21 protein-coding genes are annotated in these 18,685 nt (G+C 40.4%); 11 read left to right on the plus strand and 10 right to left on the minus strand.

Annotation, left to right across the window (positions count from 1 at the left end):
* Positions 1–64: 64 nt before the first annotated feature.
* The 7 genes from AB6735_RS09295 to AB6735_RS09325 all read left to right on the plus strand — a co-directional run bounded on the left by AB6735_RS09295 (position 65) and on the right by AB6735_RS09325 (position 9,083).
* A complete protein-coding gene (locus tag AB6735_RS09295) occupies positions 65–853 on the plus strand; it encodes a hypothetical protein (protein WP_370995656.1) in 789 nt (262 codons plus the stop codon).
* Positions 854–1,017: 164 nt separating this feature from the next.
* Positions 1,018–1,605 (plus strand): RNA polymerase sigma factor, encoded by a 588-nt coding sequence (locus AB6735_RS09300; protein WP_370995657.1) that lies wholly within the window; start codon positions 1,018–1,020, stop codon positions 1,603–1,605.
* Positions 1,602–3,209 carry an outer membrane beta-barrel protein gene (locus AB6735_RS09305; protein WP_370995658.1) on the plus strand — a complete coding sequence of 536 codons (1,608 nt, stop codon included), beginning with the start codon at positions 1,602–1,604 and terminating at the stop codon, positions 3,207–3,209. Before AB6735_RS09300 ends, AB6735_RS09305 begins: the two co-directional genes overlap by 4 nt.
* An 89-nt stretch (positions 3,210–3,298) precedes the next feature.
* The gene (locus tag AB6735_RS09310) at positions 3,299–4,009 is read left to right on the plus strand and encodes a 3'-5' exonuclease (RefSeq protein ID WP_370995659.1); all 711 of its coding nucleotides are present in this window, start codon (positions 3,299–3,301) and stop codon (positions 4,007–4,009) included.
* Positions 4,010–5,722: an ABC transporter ATP-binding protein gene (locus AB6735_RS09315; RefSeq protein WP_370995660.1), complete on the plus strand. Its 1,713-nt coding sequence runs from the start codon at positions 4,010–4,012 to the stop codon at positions 5,720–5,722.
* 143 nt (positions 5,723–5,865) lie between these two features.
* The gene (rnr, locus tag AB6735_RS09320; protein WP_370995661.1) at positions 5,866–8,001 is read left to right on the plus strand and encodes a ribonuclease R; all 2,136 of its coding nucleotides are present in this window, start codon (positions 5,866–5,868) and stop codon (positions 7,999–8,001) included.
* 107 nt (positions 8,002–8,108) lie between these two features.
* Entirely contained in the window at positions 8,109–9,083 is a 975-nt protein-coding gene (locus tag AB6735_RS09325; RefSeq protein WP_370995662.1) for a polyprenyl synthetase family protein, read from the plus strand.
* Between the two features lie 113 nt (positions 9,084–9,196).
* Here the strand turns inward: AB6735_RS09325 and AB6735_RS09330 are convergent, their stop codons facing one another.
* The 7 genes from AB6735_RS09330 to AB6735_RS09360 all read right to left on the minus strand — a co-directional run bounded on the left by AB6735_RS09330 (position 9,197) and on the right by AB6735_RS09360 (position 14,184).
* Positions 9,197–10,060 carry a DMT family transporter gene (locus AB6735_RS09330; protein WP_370995663.1) on the minus strand — a complete coding sequence of 288 codons (864 nt, stop codon included), beginning with the start codon at positions 10,058–10,060 and terminating at the stop codon, positions 9,197–9,199.
* A gap of 202 nt (positions 10,061–10,262) precedes the next feature.
* Positions 10,263–10,697 carry a 50S ribosomal protein L27 gene (gene rpmA / locus AB6735_RS09335; RefSeq protein ID WP_370995664.1) on the minus strand — a complete coding sequence of 145 codons (435 nt, stop codon included), beginning with the start codon at positions 10,695–10,697 and terminating at the stop codon, positions 10,263–10,265.
* 50 nt (positions 10,698–10,747) lie between these two features.
* Entirely contained in the window at positions 10,748–11,056 is a 309-nt protein-coding gene (rplU, locus tag AB6735_RS09340) for a 50S ribosomal protein L21 (RefSeq protein ID WP_090467954.1), read from the minus strand.
* 71 nt (positions 11,057–11,127) lie between these two features.
* Positions 11,128–11,820 (minus strand): tetratricopeptide repeat protein, encoded by a 693-nt coding sequence (locus AB6735_RS09345; RefSeq protein ID WP_370995665.1) that lies wholly within the window; start codon positions 11,818–11,820, stop codon positions 11,128–11,130.
* Complete coding sequence (locus AB6735_RS09350) at positions 11,817–12,320, minus strand: hypothetical protein (RefSeq protein WP_370995666.1); 504 nt, start codon at positions 12,318–12,320, stop codon at positions 11,817–11,819. Before AB6735_RS09350 ends, AB6735_RS09345 begins: the two co-directional genes overlap by 4 nt.
* Before the next feature lie 41 nt (positions 12,321–12,361).
* Positions 12,362–12,745 carry a four helix bundle protein gene (locus tag AB6735_RS09355; protein WP_370995667.1) on the minus strand — a complete coding sequence of 128 codons (384 nt, stop codon included), beginning with the start codon at positions 12,743–12,745 and terminating at the stop codon, positions 12,362–12,364.
* Between the two features lie 65 nt (positions 12,746–12,810).
* The gene (locus AB6735_RS09360) at positions 12,811–14,184 is read right to left on the minus strand and encodes a dicarboxylate/amino acid:cation symporter (RefSeq protein WP_370995668.1); all 1,374 of its coding nucleotides are present in this window, start codon (positions 14,182–14,184) and stop codon (positions 12,811–12,813) included.
* Positions 14,185–14,382: 198 nt separating this feature from the next.
* On the opposite strand from AB6735_RS09360, the gene AB6735_RS09365 reads away from it, so the two are divergent.
* From AB6735_RS09365 to AB6735_RS09380, 4 genes are read left to right on the plus strand one after another with little or no spacing between them, the layout of a single operon-like run.
* Positions 14,383–14,910: a hypothetical protein gene (locus AB6735_RS09365; protein ID WP_370995669.1), complete on the plus strand. Its 528-nt coding sequence runs from the start codon at positions 14,383–14,385 to the stop codon at positions 14,908–14,910.
* A 43-nt stretch (positions 14,911–14,953) separates the two neighbouring features.
* Positions 14,954–15,451, plus strand: coding sequence for an RNA polymerase sigma factor (locus tag AB6735_RS09370; RefSeq protein ID WP_166086900.1), 498 nt, complete (start codon positions 14,954–14,956; stop codon positions 15,449–15,451).
* Positions 15,438–16,028: a hypothetical protein gene (locus AB6735_RS09375; protein WP_076373348.1), complete on the plus strand. Its 591-nt coding sequence runs from the start codon at positions 15,438–15,440 to the stop codon at positions 16,026–16,028. Before AB6735_RS09370 ends, AB6735_RS09375 begins: the two co-directional genes overlap by 14 nt.
* A gap of 15 nt (positions 16,029–16,043) precedes the next feature.
* Positions 16,044–16,568 carry a GNAT family N-acetyltransferase gene (locus tag AB6735_RS09380; RefSeq protein WP_370995670.1) on the plus strand — a complete coding sequence of 175 codons (525 nt, stop codon included), beginning with the start codon at positions 16,044–16,046 and terminating at the stop codon, positions 16,566–16,568.
* A gap of 2 nt (positions 16,569–16,570) precedes the next feature.
* Here AB6735_RS09380 and AB6735_RS09385 read toward each other — a convergent pair whose 3' ends face one another.
* From AB6735_RS09385 to AB6735_RS09395, 3 genes are read right to left on the minus strand one after another with little or no spacing between them, the layout of a single operon-like run.
* Entirely contained in the window at positions 16,571–17,269 is a 699-nt protein-coding gene (locus AB6735_RS09385; RefSeq protein WP_370995671.1) for a LytR/AlgR family response regulator transcription factor, read from the minus strand.
* A gap of 3 nt (positions 17,270–17,272) precedes the next feature.
* The gene (locus AB6735_RS09390) at positions 17,273–18,298 is read right to left on the minus strand and encodes a sensor histidine kinase (protein ID WP_370995672.1); all 1,026 of its coding nucleotides are present in this window, start codon (positions 18,296–18,298) and stop codon (positions 17,273–17,275) included.
* A gap of 18 nt (positions 18,299–18,316) precedes the next feature.
* Positions 18,317–18,445, minus strand: coding sequence for a hypothetical protein (locus AB6735_RS09395; RefSeq protein ID WP_370995673.1), 129 nt, complete (start codon positions 18,443–18,445; stop codon positions 18,317–18,319).
* Between the last annotated feature and the right edge of the window lie 240 nt (positions 18,446–18,685).

Here is an 18,685-nt window from a genome sequence, read left to right on the forward strand (position 1 = left end):
CTTACCCAACGTTTTCAATAATTGTTTCGATGAGGTATAAAAAACCTTTTAAACAATTACGGAAATGAAAAAATTAATCTACGCTATGTCAACGTTAATGCTGGTTGTCATCATTATTTCAGCATGTAACAAAATTAACAACCCAGGCTTGATAGGCAAACTGATAGCCAGTAAAACCGAAGTGAAAATAAATGAACCGGACTCCCTTATATTAGTAGGTGCAACATTAACAGATTCTGTTAACTGGAGTGTTGTACCGGCTGGGTTCAGTGCACTCGCTCATCAAGGAGGCAAAGCACGTGTTGTTTTTACAAAGGCTGGTAATTACACCGTTACCGCGAGTAAAATTGGTGGAACACCTGGCAGTATAAAAATCAAAGTACTTACCGATTCCGTTTCTAATCCTTCACACCCTATAGATACTGTAGGAAACCCTTCTGACACAATTAAATTAGTTCCGCTCACTGGCGATAAAATCACATTGTCACCCGGTTTTTCGCAAAACGCGGCCCGCGATAGCGTATCCATTAGCTTTAATGCCAAAACAACAAAGCTGTATTGCTCAAACGGGATATTGCAGTATCAGGCCATTGTTGACTATAATAAAAACTTTAGTATCGATTTTGTGAACGTTAGGGAACCAAAAGTTTGCCGGGGAACAACTGATATACCCATGATAGCAAGTCCTGTTGCTATGAGATATGTAAACCTGGCAAATGGTAGTTATTCGCTTAAAACAACCTTAAACGGAATTGTTTATAGCGGTACCATTGTAGTATCTGCAATCAATATAACTTTCAATTGGAATTATACTTCAGGGGTGGTCATATCACCAAAGGTTTTAACCCGTTAATTTTAACTCAAAAACAGGAGAGATCAATCCGCTTATGGCAAATGATCTCTCCTTAAAAAGATAGACATTCGAAAAAGTTGAAAATTTATTTTCATTTTTACCCAACGTTTAAGTTACTACTTACGAAGAGCCTGTTAAAATCACCTACTGTGTGAATTTCTTGAATGAATCTTTCTAAAAAGCAGGCTGAAAAGCTGGTAAAAGGCTGCATCAATAACAACCGCACGGCTCAGGAAGCTCTGTACAAGCTTTTCCATGCCGAAATGTTGCGTGTATGTTATAGTTACCTGCCCGATAAAGAGTTGGCTAAAGAAGCTTTTAACACAGGCTTTTTAAAAGTATTCCAGTCTATAAAAAACTTTGATATCGAAAAAGGCGAATTAGGTGGTTGGATCAGGAAGATCATGATCTATACCGCCATTGATCTTTGCCGTAAAGAATTAAAATTTAATGGAACGAGCTTAAGCGATCAGAATACGGACGACTATTTTATCAGTCCCTCCGTGTTAGAGAAACTGTATTTTGAAGATATTCTAAAAAATATCAGGACCTTACCTTTTGCTACACAAACGGTTTTTAACTTATCCGTACTGGATGGTTTTACTCACAAAGAAATAGGCGAACAATTAAATATAAGTGAAGGAACCTCGCGCTGGCATTTAGCCGAAGCAAAACGAAAACTAAGAGAGCTGCTGGAAGCATTGACTACAAGCAGTGATCAGTCCAAAGAAAGGAGTGAAAAAGCAAAATGAAAAATTCATTGAACTACCTTAACCTTTGGCAGAAAAAAAGAAATGAATTGCCTGTTAGTGATGAACCAAAACAGGACTGGCTGGCTATGCAGGCATTATTAGATACTCATTTGCCTAATCCGGTCATCAAACATAATGCTGCATCAAAAATAGTTAAAGCTATAAAAGCGTCAAAAACGTGGTCTATCCTATCCATAGCGCTACCGGCAGCTGTATTGGTGGGTGTTTTAGCTTATGTATATATCATCAAACCTAAACATACAGTTCCGCCCAAAAAACACAAGAAAGAGAATGTGCGGATCTATAAAGATAGTTTGCTGAATCCTAATCCAGATTCTTCAAATAAAGTGGATTCCGTATTATTTAAAAATGACAGTACATCTGATACTAAAGGATCATCATCTGATACCACGGATAATAAAAATGAACTAACAAATACCGGAAAGTCAGATCCACGTGATCCATCAAAAAGCAAGCCTAACGTAGCATTATTATCAAACACTCGCATAAATACTCATAATGCTAACGCCGTTATGAATAATCACAACAAGGGAACTTCCTTTGTAGGTGGCATTCATTCGGCATCTGGCAGTGCCGTCAGACAAACGACCAATCATAATCAGTCAAATAAAACCAATTTGGGTACGTCGGGCGATCCCTTTTATAATCAGGGTATTAACCCAATGAATATAAGCAATAAAAACACACACGTACTGTCTTCAAGTAGCTATATCATGCAACACCTGGTCATTAATGGTGTCTTCAACGATCGCAACGGCTTTTTGACGTCAAACTCCGCAAATTACACATCAACAATACTTGGTAATAATGCGCAGTATAGTGCCGTTGTAAATATGATAGCAAAAGATCATAAGAAAACAACTTCTTCCGATACGCGTATAAAGGATAAAAGCCCAAAGACAAAATCTGCAAAAAACGGAATTAACATCTCCATGCCGTCCAATATTGACTATGGGGTCCTGATGGGTGTAAATGCGTCCAATAGCTTTACCCCTAAAGCCCAAAACAGTAACTTTTACGGAAGCTTTCCTGTTGATTTATATGCTGGTTTATATAGCACCTACAATTTCAACAGTAAATTCGCTATCAATATCCAGTTGAAAGGCTTAAACCCCTTGCGTTTTAACGGATCGTACACACACCGTAATGAAAGTAAAATAGATACCAATCAAACATTGAGTATAAACGATTCACGAAAAGCCTACTTTGTAAATATTCCCATCTATTTTGTTTACACTATTACGCCCAACGTACATATTAAAGGCGGGCCTGTTATCAATATTCCGGTGAAACAGATTAATGGCAGTAGCAATTATCAAACATCAGGAGCTAAAAAAGACACGCTGGGTTATTACAACACAGTTTCGGACAAACTTAACGCCACAAAATATGATCAAAAGCTTGATTTTGGATTTTCAGGAGGTATTGGCCTGCAATACCAGCGTTGGATGTTTGAAGCTACCTATAATAAAAGCTTTAAGGGCTATCATGTATCATCCGACTTGGGTAGTTACAACACAAACCCAGGTTCGGTTCAAATTTCTATTGGTTTCCAGCTTAACAAACCTAAAAAACAGCTATAATAAAATTACATTATTATAAGCGAAGACACCTGATTTAGGTTAAATACAAGTACAACATTTATTATATTGGCAGATCAATTTTAATAGCAATGCTTGAACTGTATGATCTGCATAACTTAATGGTAATTGATATTGAAACCGTACCCCAGTATAGTTCACATGATCAGGTACCCGAACATCTGCAGAAGCTCTGGGAACTGAAGAGTCAAAACCTACGCAAAGATGAAAGTGCCGAGAGCTTTTATAAAAGTGCCGGTATCTGGGCTGAGTTTGGTAAGATCATTTGTATATCGGTAGGCATATTTACAGGTGGTAAAGATACCGGCTTAAGAATAAAATCATTTGCCGGTCATACTGAAAAAGACCTGCTCACTGAATTTTCAGCACTATTGTTCGGTCAGTCACCAAACCTGGTTTTATGCGCTCATAACGGTAAAGAATTTGATTTTCCTTACATCTGCCGCAGATTGCTGATCAATGGTCTGCCGTTTCCACCCCAGTTACAAATAGCCGGTAAGAAACCGTGGGAAGTTGTTCATATTGATACTATGGAGCTTTGGAAATTTGGAGATTATAAAAACTATACTTCACTCAACCTGCTTACCGCTATTTTTGATATCCCCACTCCAAAAGACGACATTGATGGCAGTATGGTTGGTGATGTTTATTGGAACCTGAACCAGCTTGACCGCATATGTACTTATTGCCAGAAAGATGTAGTGGCTACAGCGCAATTATTGAGGCGCTATCGCGGCGAAGAATTGATAAAAGATGAATTGATTACCATAATAGGTCAATAAATGCTGCAGGTAAATGATCTTTCTGTTAGTTTTAAAACAGCCAATGGCTTATTCAAAGCAGTAAAAAACATATCATTCAGTTTACAAAAAGGTGAGACTATTGGTATTGTGGGCGAGTCCGGGTCAGGAAAATCGGTAACATCGCTGGCACTGATGCGTTTGCTGAATACCCATCAAACTGTAGTTAACGGCGATGTATTACTAAACGATACCCGGTTGTTTGACTTACCTGAAGCAGATATGCGCCACATCAGGGGTAATCGTATGGCCATGATCTTCCAGGAACCCATGACCTCGCTTAACCCGGTGCTTACCTGCGGCTTTCAGCTTACCGAAGCTATAAAACTACACCTGGGGTTGAGTAATGCAGAAGCTAAACAGAAAACCATCGAACTGTTTAATGAAGTGCAACTTCCGCGACCTGAAGCCATATTTGACAGCTATCCGCATCAAATATCCGGCGGACAAAAGCAAAGGGTAATGATAGCCATGGCCCTTTCCTGCAACCCCGAAATACTGATAGCTGATGAGCCAACAACGGCACTTGATGTGACAGTTCAAAAAGCCATTATCGACCTGTTGCTGAATCTTAAAAGTACACGCTGCCGCAGCCTCATATTTATATCGCATGATCTGGGTGTGATTAGAGAAATTGCCGATCGGGTTTTGGTGATGTACAAAGGGCAAATTGTGGAAGAAGCTAACGTAAACGATCTGTTTAACAATCCCCAACATGCTTATACCAAGGGTTTGCTGGCTTGCAGGCCATCACCCGATCAGCATTTGAAAAAATTGCCGGTCATCGCCGATTTTTTTGATGCTGATGGTTCCCCGGATATCCAATCGACAACTATCGAAAGCATCCGCGCAAAATACAGTTATGCCGAAACAGAAGTTGCTGATCGTAAAAAAGCACTCTATCAGCAGCAACCTTTATTAAAAATTGATAAACTTTCTACCTGGTTCCCTATCAATCCGGGGTTACTGGGGCCATCTGGTCAGGTGGTAAAGGCGGTAAATAATGTGAGCCTGGAGGTGTATCCAGGCGAAACACTTGGGCTGGTTGGTGAATCCGGTTGTGGTAAAACCACCCTTGGCCGAACTATTTTGCGCCTTATTGAGCCTACTCATGGTACAGTAAGTTTTGAAGGGACGGATCTCAGCAGTTTAAAAAGGGATGCCTTACGCGAGATCCGCAGAGATATCCAGATCATTTTTCAGGATCCCTACTCCTCCTTAAATCCACGGTTAACCGTTGGGCAGTCCTTAATGGAACCTTTACAAGTGCACCGGTTTTATAGTAACGACACCAAACGTAAACAAAGAGTGCTGGAATTACTGCAACGAGTAAATCTCCTGCCCGAACATTTTAACCGCTATCCGCATGAGTTTTCAGGTGGCCAAAGACAGCGTATCGTTATAGCCCGTGCGCTGGCCCTGCAACCCAAATTTATTATCTGCGATGAATCGGTATCCGCGCTGGATGTATCTGTACAGGCACAGGTGCTTAACCTGATCCGTGAGCTTCAGGAAGAATTTAAGCTTACCTACATCTTTATTTCGCATGATCTGGCCGTTATCAAACATATATCTGATCGAATGGTGGTGATGAACAAAGGCGAGATCGTTGAAACCGGTTACCCCGACGATATATATTACCGTCCACAACAGGATTATACCAAACGTTTGATAGCATCCATTCCGCAAGGCTGATTTTTGGGAGCAAAGATTTTTAGAGGTAAAGAACAAGGACAGGAAGAACAAAGAAAAAAATCCTTGCTCCTTGTTCCCTAAATCCTTATTCCCCCTCCATCTCCTAATCTCCAAATTCCGTATCTTTGACCAAATACTTATGTATGTCTAAAAAGAAAAATAACTCTTCTATAGTTCAGGTGCTCACCCAAATGGTGCTTGACATATTTGAACAAAACGGTAATACACCGTTAAACTACAAACAAGTTTCTGCTAAACTAAACGTTCGTGATCCGGAAGCACGCGAGATCATATTTGATATATTAAAAGACGAAGCCAAAAAATCGGTATTAAAAGAACTTTCGCCCGGCAAATTTCAATTGCTGGAGTTAAAAACATTTGTTGAAGGTAAGGTTGATCTCACCAATGATGGCTCGGCCTTTATTGTTACTGATGATGAATTTGAAAGCGATATATTCATAGCTCCCCGTAAACTGCGCAACGCCTTAAATGGCGACCGTGTTAAGGTATACGTATATGCCAAAAGCAAAGGTAAACGCAAAGAGGGTGAAGTAATTGAGATCATCCAAAGGGCTAAAATGGAGTTTACCGGTATCGTAAAGCTATCAGAGCGCTTCGCGTTTTTTATTCCTGATGATCGTAAAATGATGCATGACATCTTTATCCCCATCAGCGAACTGAACGGAGCTAAGAATGGAATAAAAGCGGTTGCTGAAATTACCGATTGGCCAACTGACGCTAAAAACCCTATAGGCCGCATCAAACACGTGCTGGGTGCTCAGGGCGAAAATGATACGGAAATGAACGCCATATTGGCTGAGTATGGTTTCCCTCTTTCTTTTCCTGCCGAAGTGGAACATGAAGCAGAAGCGATCTCGGATGTTATCTCAGAACATGAAATATCCAAACGACGCGACTTTAGAAATATCACTACATTCACCATCGACCCTTTTGATGCCAAGGATTTTGATGATGCTTTGTCATTCAAAAAATTGGATAATGGCAATTATGAAGTAGGTGTTCACATTGCTGACGTATCCCATTATATCGCTCCTGATTCTGCCTTAGATAAAGAAGCGCTGGAACGTGCAACCTCAGTTTACCTGGTCGACCGGGTAATACCCATGCTACCCGAACGCTTATCAAACGGGCTATGCTCGTTACGGCCCAAAGAAGAAAAACTATGTTTTTCGGCTGTATTTGAACTGGACGAAAATGCCTATATCATAAACGAGTGGTATGGTAAAACTATCATCTATTCAGACAGGCGTTTCACCTATGAGGAAGTACAGGAAGTGATAGAAAACAAAGCGGGCGACTTTGTAGAGGAGATTTTAAAACTCAATGCATTGGCTTACAAATTACGTGAGCGCAAATTCAAGAATGGGGCTATCAGTTTTGAAGCTACCGAAATTAAATTTAAGCTGGATGAGCATGGTAAACCAACCGGCGTTTATGTAAAGGAACGTAAAGATGCCCATAAACTTATCGAAGACTTTATGCTCCTGGCCAACCGCAAAGTAGCCGAATATGTAAGCAAACTGGGCAAAGGCAAGCATAAATATACTTTTGTATACCGTGCACACGACTCACCTAAACCCGATGCCCTGGCTAATTTTGCGCAGTTTGCCGCGCGTTTTGGTTACAAGGTAAATACCAAATCAGATAAGGAAACGGCTAAATCACTTAACTTCCTGATGGAAGATGTGGAGGGCAAAAAAGAGCAAAACGTGCTTACCCAATTGGCCATCAGGTCAATGGCTAAAGCTATTTATACCACCAAAACCAGCAGCCATTACGGACTGGCCTTTGATCATTATACACATTTCACCTCTCCTATCCGCCGCTACCCTGACGTGATGGTGCACCGGCTTTTGTTTCATTATTTGCACGGCGGTCAATCCGCCAATGCCGAGCATTATGAAAAGCTATGTTCCCACAGTTCGCAAATGGAGAAAAAAGCTGCCGATGCCGAACGTGCCTCCATTAAATACAAACAGGCAGAATATTTGAAAGATCAGGTTGGCAATATGTTTACCGGTATCATATCGGGTGTTACGGAATGGGGTATGTATGTAGAGATCATCGAGAATAAGTGCGAGGGTATGATCCGCTTACGCGATATATCTGATGATTTTTATACGCTGGATGAGAAAAACTATGCCATTATCGGTCAACGTAAAAAGAAGATCTACCAGCTTGGTGATGAGGTACAGATCAGGGTGAAGAATGTTGACCTTACCAAAAAACAAATTGACTTTTCATTAGTACAAGATTAGTTCATCCGTTCGTTAGTTAACTGGTTCATTGGTGGTTTGTTCAATATCTATCCACTATAAAATACCGGTGAACTAATGAACTAATGAACGTGTGAACCAAATAAAGAATGAAGCAACTTACAGATCTGCAGATGTTGATAAGCGAGGCTATCGATAAACTCGCCTTCCCCCAGCAACCTGCCGACTTATATGAACCTATAAGTTATATACTGGCTCTTGGCGGTAAACGCCTCAGACCAGCGCTTTTACTCATGGCCTGCGATCTTTTTGATGGCGATGTGGAGAGTGCAGTACAACCAGCGCTTGCTATCGAGGTTTTCCATAACTTCACGCTGATGCATGATGACATCATGGATAACGCTCCTCTACGCCGCGGCCAGGTAACTGTACATGAAAAATGGAATGCCAATGTAGCCATACTTTCAGGTGATGCCATGATGGTGGAGTCGAACAAGCTGATAATGCGGGTTCCTGATGCTATTTTACGCCAGGTAATGAATGTTTTTAATGAAACCGCCACCGGTGTATGCGAGGGCCAGCAGATTGATATGAGCTTTGAACAGCGCGGCAATGTGATTATTGATGAATACCTGAATATGATACGCCTTAAAACCGCTGTATTATTAGGTGGCACACTTAAAATAGGTGCCATTATAGGGGGTGCAAAACTGGCAGATGCACAATTACTATATGATTTTGGAGTGAATCTGGGTATTGCATTCCAACTGCAGGATGATATACTGGATGTGTATGGTGATCCCGATAAATTTGGGAAACAGGTTGGCGGCGATATTATCTCCAACAAAAAAACGTACCTGCTTATCAAAGCTCTTGAACTGGCCAAAGATCACCGGGCTCAGGAGCTGAACAACTGGCTCACCATACAACTGTTTGATGTGCCAGAGAAAGTAACCGCCGTTACCGATATCTACAATGAGCTGCAAATAAGAAAATACGCCGAAGAAGCCATGCACACTTATGCCGACAAGGCATTTAAGGCCCTGGATAACATTAACCTGCCTGAAGAGCGTCGCCAATACCTGCGCCAGTTTGCCGATAGCTTATTGGTAAGGGAGTTTTAATTTAATTTGATCACCACTTTGAGTCATACCGAATTTATTTCGGCACCCCATCAATAAGGTGTACATGAAATTCATCTCAAAAGGCCCGGATCAAATTGATGGGGCTTTTTAAATCAGGATTCCGGTACAGGGTTTTTCATCTTCATAGTTGCACCCGCACTTGCTATAATGATCAGTGCTACTGCTATCCATTCATTTAAAGAAAGGTATTCGTGAAGAAAAATAAGACCTGAAAACGCTGCAACAGCGGGTTCAAGGCTCATTAAGATACTGAATGTTTTTGCAGGGATCCTCCGCAAAGCACTCATCTCCAGCGTAAAAGGAATGGCACTCGAAAGTAAGGCTAACAGAAAGCCAGACAGCAACATGCCGGGCCTGAAATGGCTTAATAATCCATTCCCTATAGCTACCGGTAATACTACCGCAGAAGCGAAGACCATACCAATGCTCACGGCTTTACCACCATCCATTATTTTGGAGATGCGCCCACCCAGGACAATGTAGCCAGCCCACAATGCACCGGCAAGTAAGGCCAGAAGAACACCAATAACATCCAACCCATTATTACTCCATGGCGCTATCAGGGCTATCCCTGCCGCTGCCAGGGTCACCCATAAAAAGTCTATGCCCCGTTTAGAACCGGTTAAGGCGAGTGCCAGTGGCCCAATAAACTCCAGAGCAACACCTAACGCAAGAGGTATACGGGCTATTGCCATGTAAAAAATAATATTCATCGCTCCTAACGTTAAACCATACCAGGCTACAGCTTTCCATTGCGCATTGGACAGGCTTTTTAAATTGGGTCGATTAAAAACAACCAGGATGATAGCAGAAAAAACAATCCTTAATGCAGAGGTTGAAGCAGCACCCAACACCGGGAAGATACCCTTGGCAATTGCCGCCCCACCCTGCACACTTATAATAGATAATAATACAGCCGGTACAGCAGGGATTTCGAATCCCTTTTTATTCTTCATTTAAAGATGTTTAGTGATAAAAATAAAAGTTTTAACCAGCACCGGTGTCAAGTCTGTGTAAGTTCGCCGATCAAAACAAACCTGAAGGCACTAATCTCAGCAAACTAAGGGAGATGAAACTATGCGGATTATCTCGCGATAGCATAAAAAAAGCCCTGATCAAGTTGATCAGGGCTTTTTTGTATCTGTTTAGCTTAGCTAATTACTCAGCTGCCGCTTCTTCAGTTGCTTCTGTATCAGCTTTCTTTGCTTTTGGAGCCGCTGCTTTTTTTGCTTTTGGAGCTGCTTCAGTAGCTTCAACTTCAGCTACTGGTGCTTCAACTGCTTTCTTTTCCGCTTTTACTTTTGGTGCAGGAGCTGCAACTTCATCAACAGGTGCTGCTGCAACCGGAACTACAGAAACGTATGAACGATTATCAGCTTTTTTTCTGAACACTACGTGTCCATCAGCTAAAGCGAATAAAGTATGATCTTTACCAATACCTACGTTAACGCCAGGATTGTGTTTAGTACCACGCTGACGTACGATGATGTTACCTGCAATTGCTGGCTGACCACCGAATATTTTGATACCTAAACGTTTGCTATGCGACTCACGGCCGTTTCTGGAACTACCGGCCCCTTTTTTGTGTGCCATTTCTTAATATTTTTATGGAATCGATAAACAACCCCAGGTTTAAACTTTAATTATAATGTAATACCAGTGATCTCGATCTTGGTAAATTGCTGACGGTGACCGTTTTTCTTTTTGTAACCTTTTCTTCTTTTCTTTTTGAAGATAATTACTTTATCACCTTTTAAATGAGACACGATCTTAGCCGATACTTTAGCGCCTTTCAAATCAGAACCTAATTTGAATTTACCTTCGTTTTCTGCTAACAATACACTGTCAAATTCAATACTAGCGCCCTCATCGCCTTGTAATCTGTGTACAAAGATCTGCTGGTCTTTTGCAACTTTGAATTGCTGTCCGGCTATACTTACTATTGCGTACATGTTTGTTAATTATTGTTTTAAAATTCGAGGTGCAAATATAGGGATTGGTTATTAAATAAACAACACCTTATTTACTTATTACATTGTTTTTTTAATGCTTCCGTATATTCTTTAACAATTGGCTGGCCACCCTGCTTCATACATTCATTATAAAATTTCCAGGCATTTACGCAATCCTTCCGCAAAAAGTAGCAAACAGAGAGTTTATAAGTCGTATTCATATTAGCAGCATCAATACCATATGATGTTGTTAAAAGTTTAATTGCCGTATTCAGCTTTTCCTGACTCCCATCCTTTTGAGAGTCTATAAAGTAGATAGTGGCTTTATCTGTTAAAATCACCGAACTTATGGGATTCATAGCCAAACCTTTATCATATTGTGCGATAGCGGCCTTGCTGTCATTAAAAGAACTATAAACGGCGCCAAATCCCCAATAGATATTTTCATTTTTAGGATCAAGCAAATAAGCCTGATTAAAACGATACATAGCTGTTTTGATATCCCCCTGGTATAAATAGGAAAAACCAAGTTTAATCAGTTGATCAGAAGCTTTCCGATGTGTGCCGTTTTGTTTAAGTTCGGTGTCAATTAACCGCTGATCGGCTTCGATTTGCTCTGCTGTTTTAGGCACATGCCCGTACTCAGGGAGTAGCCTTATATTATCCTTTGATTCCTTTTTCCACTCCTCATAACTTATTTGCTGAGCAAAGCCACACACGTATGTAAATGAGAGTAAGAAGGCTAAAAGATATTTCATCATCATTTCTTTAATCTTTCCTCAGCGGTATATAAACTTTGCTGAATTTCTTTGATCAATGTTTTGTTGGCATCAATTAACCGGATGTCGCCCACGAAGCCGCTATCATAAACTACCCGCTTGCTTTTTTTCTTGTATTTAAACTCGATAATGTAGCGTATCGACTTGTTTTTGCCCTTTGTGCTATCAGCCAGTTCTTTTACCGGGAAATCCCAGAAACCCAGGTCGGCAGCCTTATGATGCAAATAAAGCAAGTCATCGTTGGTTAAACGCAGGTGCATTTTCACTAAAGAGTCTTGTTTATTTACATATTGATAATCGCCTGTTTTGGAGTCATATTTATTGATCAGGCTATCCACAGGACCGAACTGAATCGACATCGATTCAAAATCAGAGAAACGATACGGCGCGTTTTTGATCATCATGCCATAATAATAAAAGCAGTAGGCCAAAAACGGCACTATAATAGTAAGAGCGAAAAATATTTTCTTGGAACGATCAGACATGGAAATTAATTAGTGAGTTAGTGAATTAGCGAGTTAGTGAATTATTTAACATCGTTATTTTTTGATACTGTTTTTCTTGACGCGGAAGCTATTTTAAGAATTTGGCTTGCTTCATCTGCCAATGTCGATAAACTTAATTCTGTTACTACTCCTGCATCTACCAGAACCTCCATCCAAAACAAAGCTTCATCTGCTTCCTCTACAACGATGGAAAGTTTAGCATGAAACTCAGCTTGTGATCGTGCTCTGCAGGCAGCCCGATAGTTAGCTCCAACAGATGAAGATGATCTTAACAATTGCCTGCCTATAATTTTTGCTTCTTCCGTCTGCGGCAAAGTTCTAAAAAATTTAATATTATCTACAACAAACTTTTTGGTTCGCTGTCTGAACATCTCTGCAAAGGCCGTTTTGTTATTATCTTCCATTATTATTTAATCAATCAATAATTAAAAACTACTTAAAATCACTAATTCACTAAATCAATAATTCACTAATTATCTAATTCCCCTTCCCATTTACTTACTACTGCGGCGGCCATGGCATTGCCCAAAACGTTTGTCGCCGACCGGCCCATGTCTAATAATGGGTCGATACCTATCAGTAAAAACAAACCAGCTTCGGGAATATTGAACATGGATAGTGTGGCGGCAATAACCACCAATGATGCTCTTGGAACCCCGGCTACGCCTTTGCTGGTTAACATGAGCACGAGCAGCATAGATAACTGGTGACCAAAAGATAGATGAATATCGTATGATTGTGCCAGAAACAGGGAAGCAAAAGTCATATACATCATGGAGCCATCCAGATTGAACGAGTAACCCAAAGGCAATACAAAACTTACAATTTTATTACTGCAACCAAAGTTCTCCAATTCCAGCAATACTTTAGGATAAGCAGCCTCACTGGTTGATGTACTGAAAGCTATCAGCATAGCATCTTTTATGCGGCCTATTAATTTAAACACCGGCTTTTTTAATACGATGAAGCCAACCATAATAATGATCAGCCAAAGCATGATCAACGAAAAATAAAACTCACTTATAAAAATGCCGTAGGTTGATAATACGCCCAGGCCCTGCTTGGCTATCACCGCAGTGATGGCTCCAAAAACAGCCAATGGGGCTACTTTCATTACATAGCCTGTAATTTTTAATATCACATGAGCTATGGCGTCCATGGCTTTGATCACGATTTTTCCCTGCTCGCCAATGGCAGCTGTCGCTACACCAAAAAACATGGCAAACACTACTATCTGTAAGATCTCATTATTGGCCATGGCCTCAAAAATACTTCTGGGGAAAACGTGGCCTACAAATTCAATAAACGACAAGGTCGTTTTCTTGATACCCGTACTTAAATGACTATCCGGCAATGGCAGGTGCATGGCTTTACCTGGTTGAAACAGGTTAACTAACAACATACCTAATAACAAGGAAACCAGCGTAGCGCTGATAAACCATAACATGGTTTTGCCTCCAATGCGTCCCACCGCTTTGATATCGCCTACTTTGGCCACTCCTACTACCAATGTGGTAAAAACCAGAGGCGCCACAATCATCTTGATGAGCCTTAGAAATATTTCGCTTAAAATGGAAAAGCCTTCCAGTTTATCCTCGCGGATAGAATTGTTATCTTTACTGATCTTTAATTGTTGTGCTTTTTGTGCCTGTAGCGCAATGTGCCCGGCAGCTGTAGTATCGTTTAATAAAACCAATTTGGTGTTAATGGTTTTAATATTAGCATCGGCTGTATTAATTTTTACGTTGATGGCATTAATTACGCTTACATTGTAAATGTAGCCGGTTATTACACCCAATACAAGGGCGATAAAGATGTAAAGTGTCAGGTTATTTTTTGGCATAAAACTTATTGCAGGGCGCTAAACTACAAAAATTAATAATTTTAAAAGCAGTTCGGTTGGTATCAAGTAGCCAGTATCAAGTATCAAGATCTAATAAAGGCTGATCGCCGTCTTAGTTTTACGTCCTTATAATCAAAGTCTTGATACTTGATACCAGCTACTTGATACTAAAATAAACTAACTTGATACCAAACGATTATGAGTATTACCACATACGGTTTACAGCATATAAAAAAAGAAACTCAACACTTGTCGCAGGAGCAGTTAGCAGAGCTTTTGCTCCGTTTGGCACGTTATAAAAAGGAGAATAAGGAGTTGCTGGCTTACTTATTATTTGAGGCCTATGACGAAGCTGCTTTTGTTGAAAAAGTAAAGGGCGAAGCCGGTTTTATGTTCAGTCAGTTATCGGCTCTGAGCTACCATGCAGCAAAAGGTATGCGTAAAATTTTAAGGCTACTGAGCAAATACACTAAATTTGCAGGCTCAAAAGAAGTGGAAATTGAATTGTTGCTGAATTTTTGTGTTAACTACCTGGAATATGCCGACAGACGTACCACTTACAAACCCATCAGGCTGATATTAACCCGGCAGGTTGAAAAGATACGCGGATTGATAGGAAAGCTGCATGAGGACCTGCAGTTTGATTGCCTGGAGAGTTATAATACCCTGCTCGACGATGCCGAAAAAAAGCTGGTTTGGTTTAAAAAGAATGATTATCAGTTGTAACATATAGCCTTTACATTAATCTAACAATAAAATCTATTAACGCGTGGCCAACAAAGAAGCAGCATTCAAGCAAATATATGAAGCTAATTCTAAAAAGATATTCCATTTATGTTATGGTTACACCGGCGACGATGACGCCGCGAACGACCTGCTACAGGAAACTTTTTTAAAAGTTTGGCAAAATTTAGAGAAGTTTCGCAACCAGGCCATGATTTCAACCTGGATATACCGCATTGCTGTAAACACTTGTTTAACCTATTTACGATCAGAAAAAAGACAGGCTAAAGATGAGCTAACCCCTCAGATAGCCGAAACTAAAAGAGAAGAACTATCGGATAAAAACGAGCAGGTAGCTTTGCTGTACAAGTGTATTTCAAAGCTGGAGGAGTCGGAAAGAATTATAATAACTATGGTGCTTGATGAAGTACCGTACCCCGAAATAGCTGACATTTCGGGCATATCAGAAGGAAACCTGAGAGTGAAGATTTATCGTATAAAACAAAAATTAACAGAATTATTTAACCAGTATGAAAGACTTTGATCATCTGATGTCGGTTTGGCAGGGACAGCCAAAACCAGATCAACTTTCAGTGGATGATGTGCTGAAACAGGTAAAGAAGGGGATCCGAAGCATAACTACCAAGTTATACTGGACCATTGTGGCCATGGTGGCTATAGCAGCGTTTGCATTTATTGTCACCTTTTTCCTGGCCTTTAAATCGTGGATTACTACCGTGGGTATTCTGATAGTGCTGGTCACTATGCTCATGTACCTGTCGCTCGTAGTAAGGCACTACCATATTTTGAGTAAGCGCGACGCCACTCAAAACCCCTCGGAGTACCTTGACAGCCTAAAGGCCTACCAAAAAACAAGAACAAAAATCATCGGCTGGTTCTACTACATTTACATACTACTCATCAGCGCCGGCCTCGCACTCTACTTTGCCGAAGTATTATCAACCTCCTCCCTCCTTTTTAAACTCATCACTTACGGTTCCATAATTATCTGGTTTTTATTTACCACTTTTTATTTAAAACCGCGTATGTTTAAAAATGAGGAAGAGAAGCTTAACCTGATGATCGATCGGCTGGTGAGGCTAAAGGAACAATTTGATTAAGCTCTTATTAATTTGATGACGGACCAAAATATTATTATACAAAAAGCCACGATAGCTGATGCCGAGACACTGTTAGCCTTCGGCAGAAAAACATTTTTTGATTTCTTTGCGCACCTGAACACGCCCGAAAACATGGAGGCTTATGCTGCAAATGCTTTTACGCTGCCACGGATACAGGCCGAATTGCTCAATCCCGGTTCGCACTTTTATTTTGCGATGCTTAACGGGCATATTACCGGATATATGAAAATAAACCTCGATGCCGCCCAAACCGAGCTACAGGACGGCAAGGCCCTTGAAGTAGAGCGCATTTATGTTTTGGCCGAATATCATGGCAAAAAGATAGGTCATGAATTATTGAACTTCGCCTTTCAAATGGCAAGGGAAAAGGATTTGCAATACGTTTGGCTGGGTGTTTGGGAACACAATCAAAAAGCCTTAAGTTTTTATGAAAAACATGGCTTTAAAGTATTTGGAAGTCACCCTTTTATGTTAGGAAGCGACAAGCAAACCGACCTGCTCATGAAGAAAGAACTATAGCTTTATCTTTGATTGACCAGCGAAAACATCACCTGCTCCCTTAGCTGCCTGCTTATAGGCACCTGGTGATGATTGATGTGGAGCATATTACCCTCAATAGCCGTAATTTTTTGAGTAGCCACAATAAACGATTTATGGGTTTGTAAAAAACCATATTTAGGTAGTTTCTCCAATAAGGCTTTTAATGTACTATGGGTAATGATCCTTCGGCCCGGGAAATGTATCTCCACATAATTTTCCATTCCTTTGATGTACAATACGTCACTAAATACCACTTTCTCTAATTTGCCCTCGCTTTTCACAAACAGATAATCCGCTTCTTTGATATTATTGTTACGCAGTTCGAAATAATCTTTGGCCTTGAAAGCCGCTTTCATAAACCGTTCAAATGGTATTGGTTTGAGTAAATAGTCCAGCACATCCAGGTCAAATCCATCCGTAGCATATTCCTTAAAAGCCGTAGTGAAGATCACCTTCGGAGGATCGGGTAATGACTTGATAAAGTCAACCCCGCTTAGGTGCGGCATTTGTATATCCAAAAACAAAAGATCAACCGGCTGCCGGGCTAAAACGGCACTCAACTCCATGGCATCCTCACATTGGGCCTTCAGGTCAAAAAAGCCCGCCTTTTTTACGTATCCCGCTAATCCTTTTCGGGCAAAGGGCTCATCATCGGTAATAATACAGCTTATCTGGCTCATGTTCTAAAATTCTAATTCTAATTGTGCAACATAGCTACCGGCTTCGCCACCAGCTATCAGGCGGTGTTTACCCGGATAAAGCAATTCTAAACGTCTTTTTAAGTTTTCGTGTCCTATACCGCTGTAATTATCCGCTATCTTCATGGTTGCCGGCACATCATTATATACTTTAAATAACATTCCTTTTTCATTGATATTAGCCGAAATATCAATTCTATAATCACCGCCAATATACTTAAAGGCGTTTTCAACCAGCGGAAGCAAAAGTAAAGGATATACCTGCTGGTCGGCAAGCCCTTCGTCAAAAACCACCTTTAAACGCATTTTCTGGCTGGCCCTTATCTTTTGAAGCTGGATATAGTCTTGAAGATATTCAAGTTCCTGCTTTATGGGTACTTGTTGCTGCTGATCATAAAGCTGGTAACGCAACAGGCTCGAAAGCAGCTCCGTACTTTTTTTAGCACCAGCCACGTCTTCATCCATCTGAAAATAAATGGTATTAAGCGCGTTGAACAAAAAATGCGGATGGTATTGCGCTTTCAGAAACTTCAGTTCGGTTTCCAGGTGATCATTGGTTAGTTTTTCCAGTTGCATCTTATTATTTACATAGGCTTTTAACCAGGTGTTAGTACGTGTTATTCCATAATAAATAATGGCATATAGTGTAGGTATCAGGTTAATATCAACCGCATCTGCCCATGAAAGACCGTCATCAGTAAAAGCAGCCATAGGAGTAAATATCAGGTTTATCAGTACCAGATTGGCCATTACAAAAATGAACAGTTCCCTCACCAAACCTTTATAGCTTAACTTAACAGTCCCTTTTTTATCAAAATAACGAAACAGCCATTTAAAAAGAGCGATCCCCAGATACCCTACTAATATACTCAAGCCTATCTCCAGCGTGTTCAGAGCCCAGGAACGTTTCCAGAACTCTATGTCAATCACAATATCATTCAGCACTCTGATCGTAAAATATATCAGCAGACCATATAATGCGGGGAAAATATATCTCCGGAAAAATTTCATACGGTTAAGTTATAAATTTCAGGCAGAAAGTGTTACAACTGGGCTTATTTCTTCTGTAGGCATGGCCGAATGAAAAAACAATACTCCTGCAATGGACAATATCCTTAACCAATCCAAATAAGTTTGACGTTGTGTGGTTTCCATCATGTTTTCTTTTTTATTCAAAAGAACACACCTTGTCTAACCTAATGAAATCAGTTTGACCAATGGTATTTGCCCTTTGACCAATGGTAAAAAACGCCAGGATATCTCGTCATTCAACGTTGATTCCGAACTCCAATTCGGGTAAAACTACTCACCACATCACGTGTAAATACTAAACTGATTCATGTATCGCGTATCTAATTTTACATCAGCCTAAGGGTATTAATATTTTATAATAATACA

Origin of the sequence: Mucilaginibacter sp. RCC_168, assembly GCF_041355315.1 — a bacterium.
Classification (GTDB): Bacteria; Bacteroidota; Bacteroidia; order Sphingobacteriales; family Sphingobacteriaceae; genus Mucilaginibacter.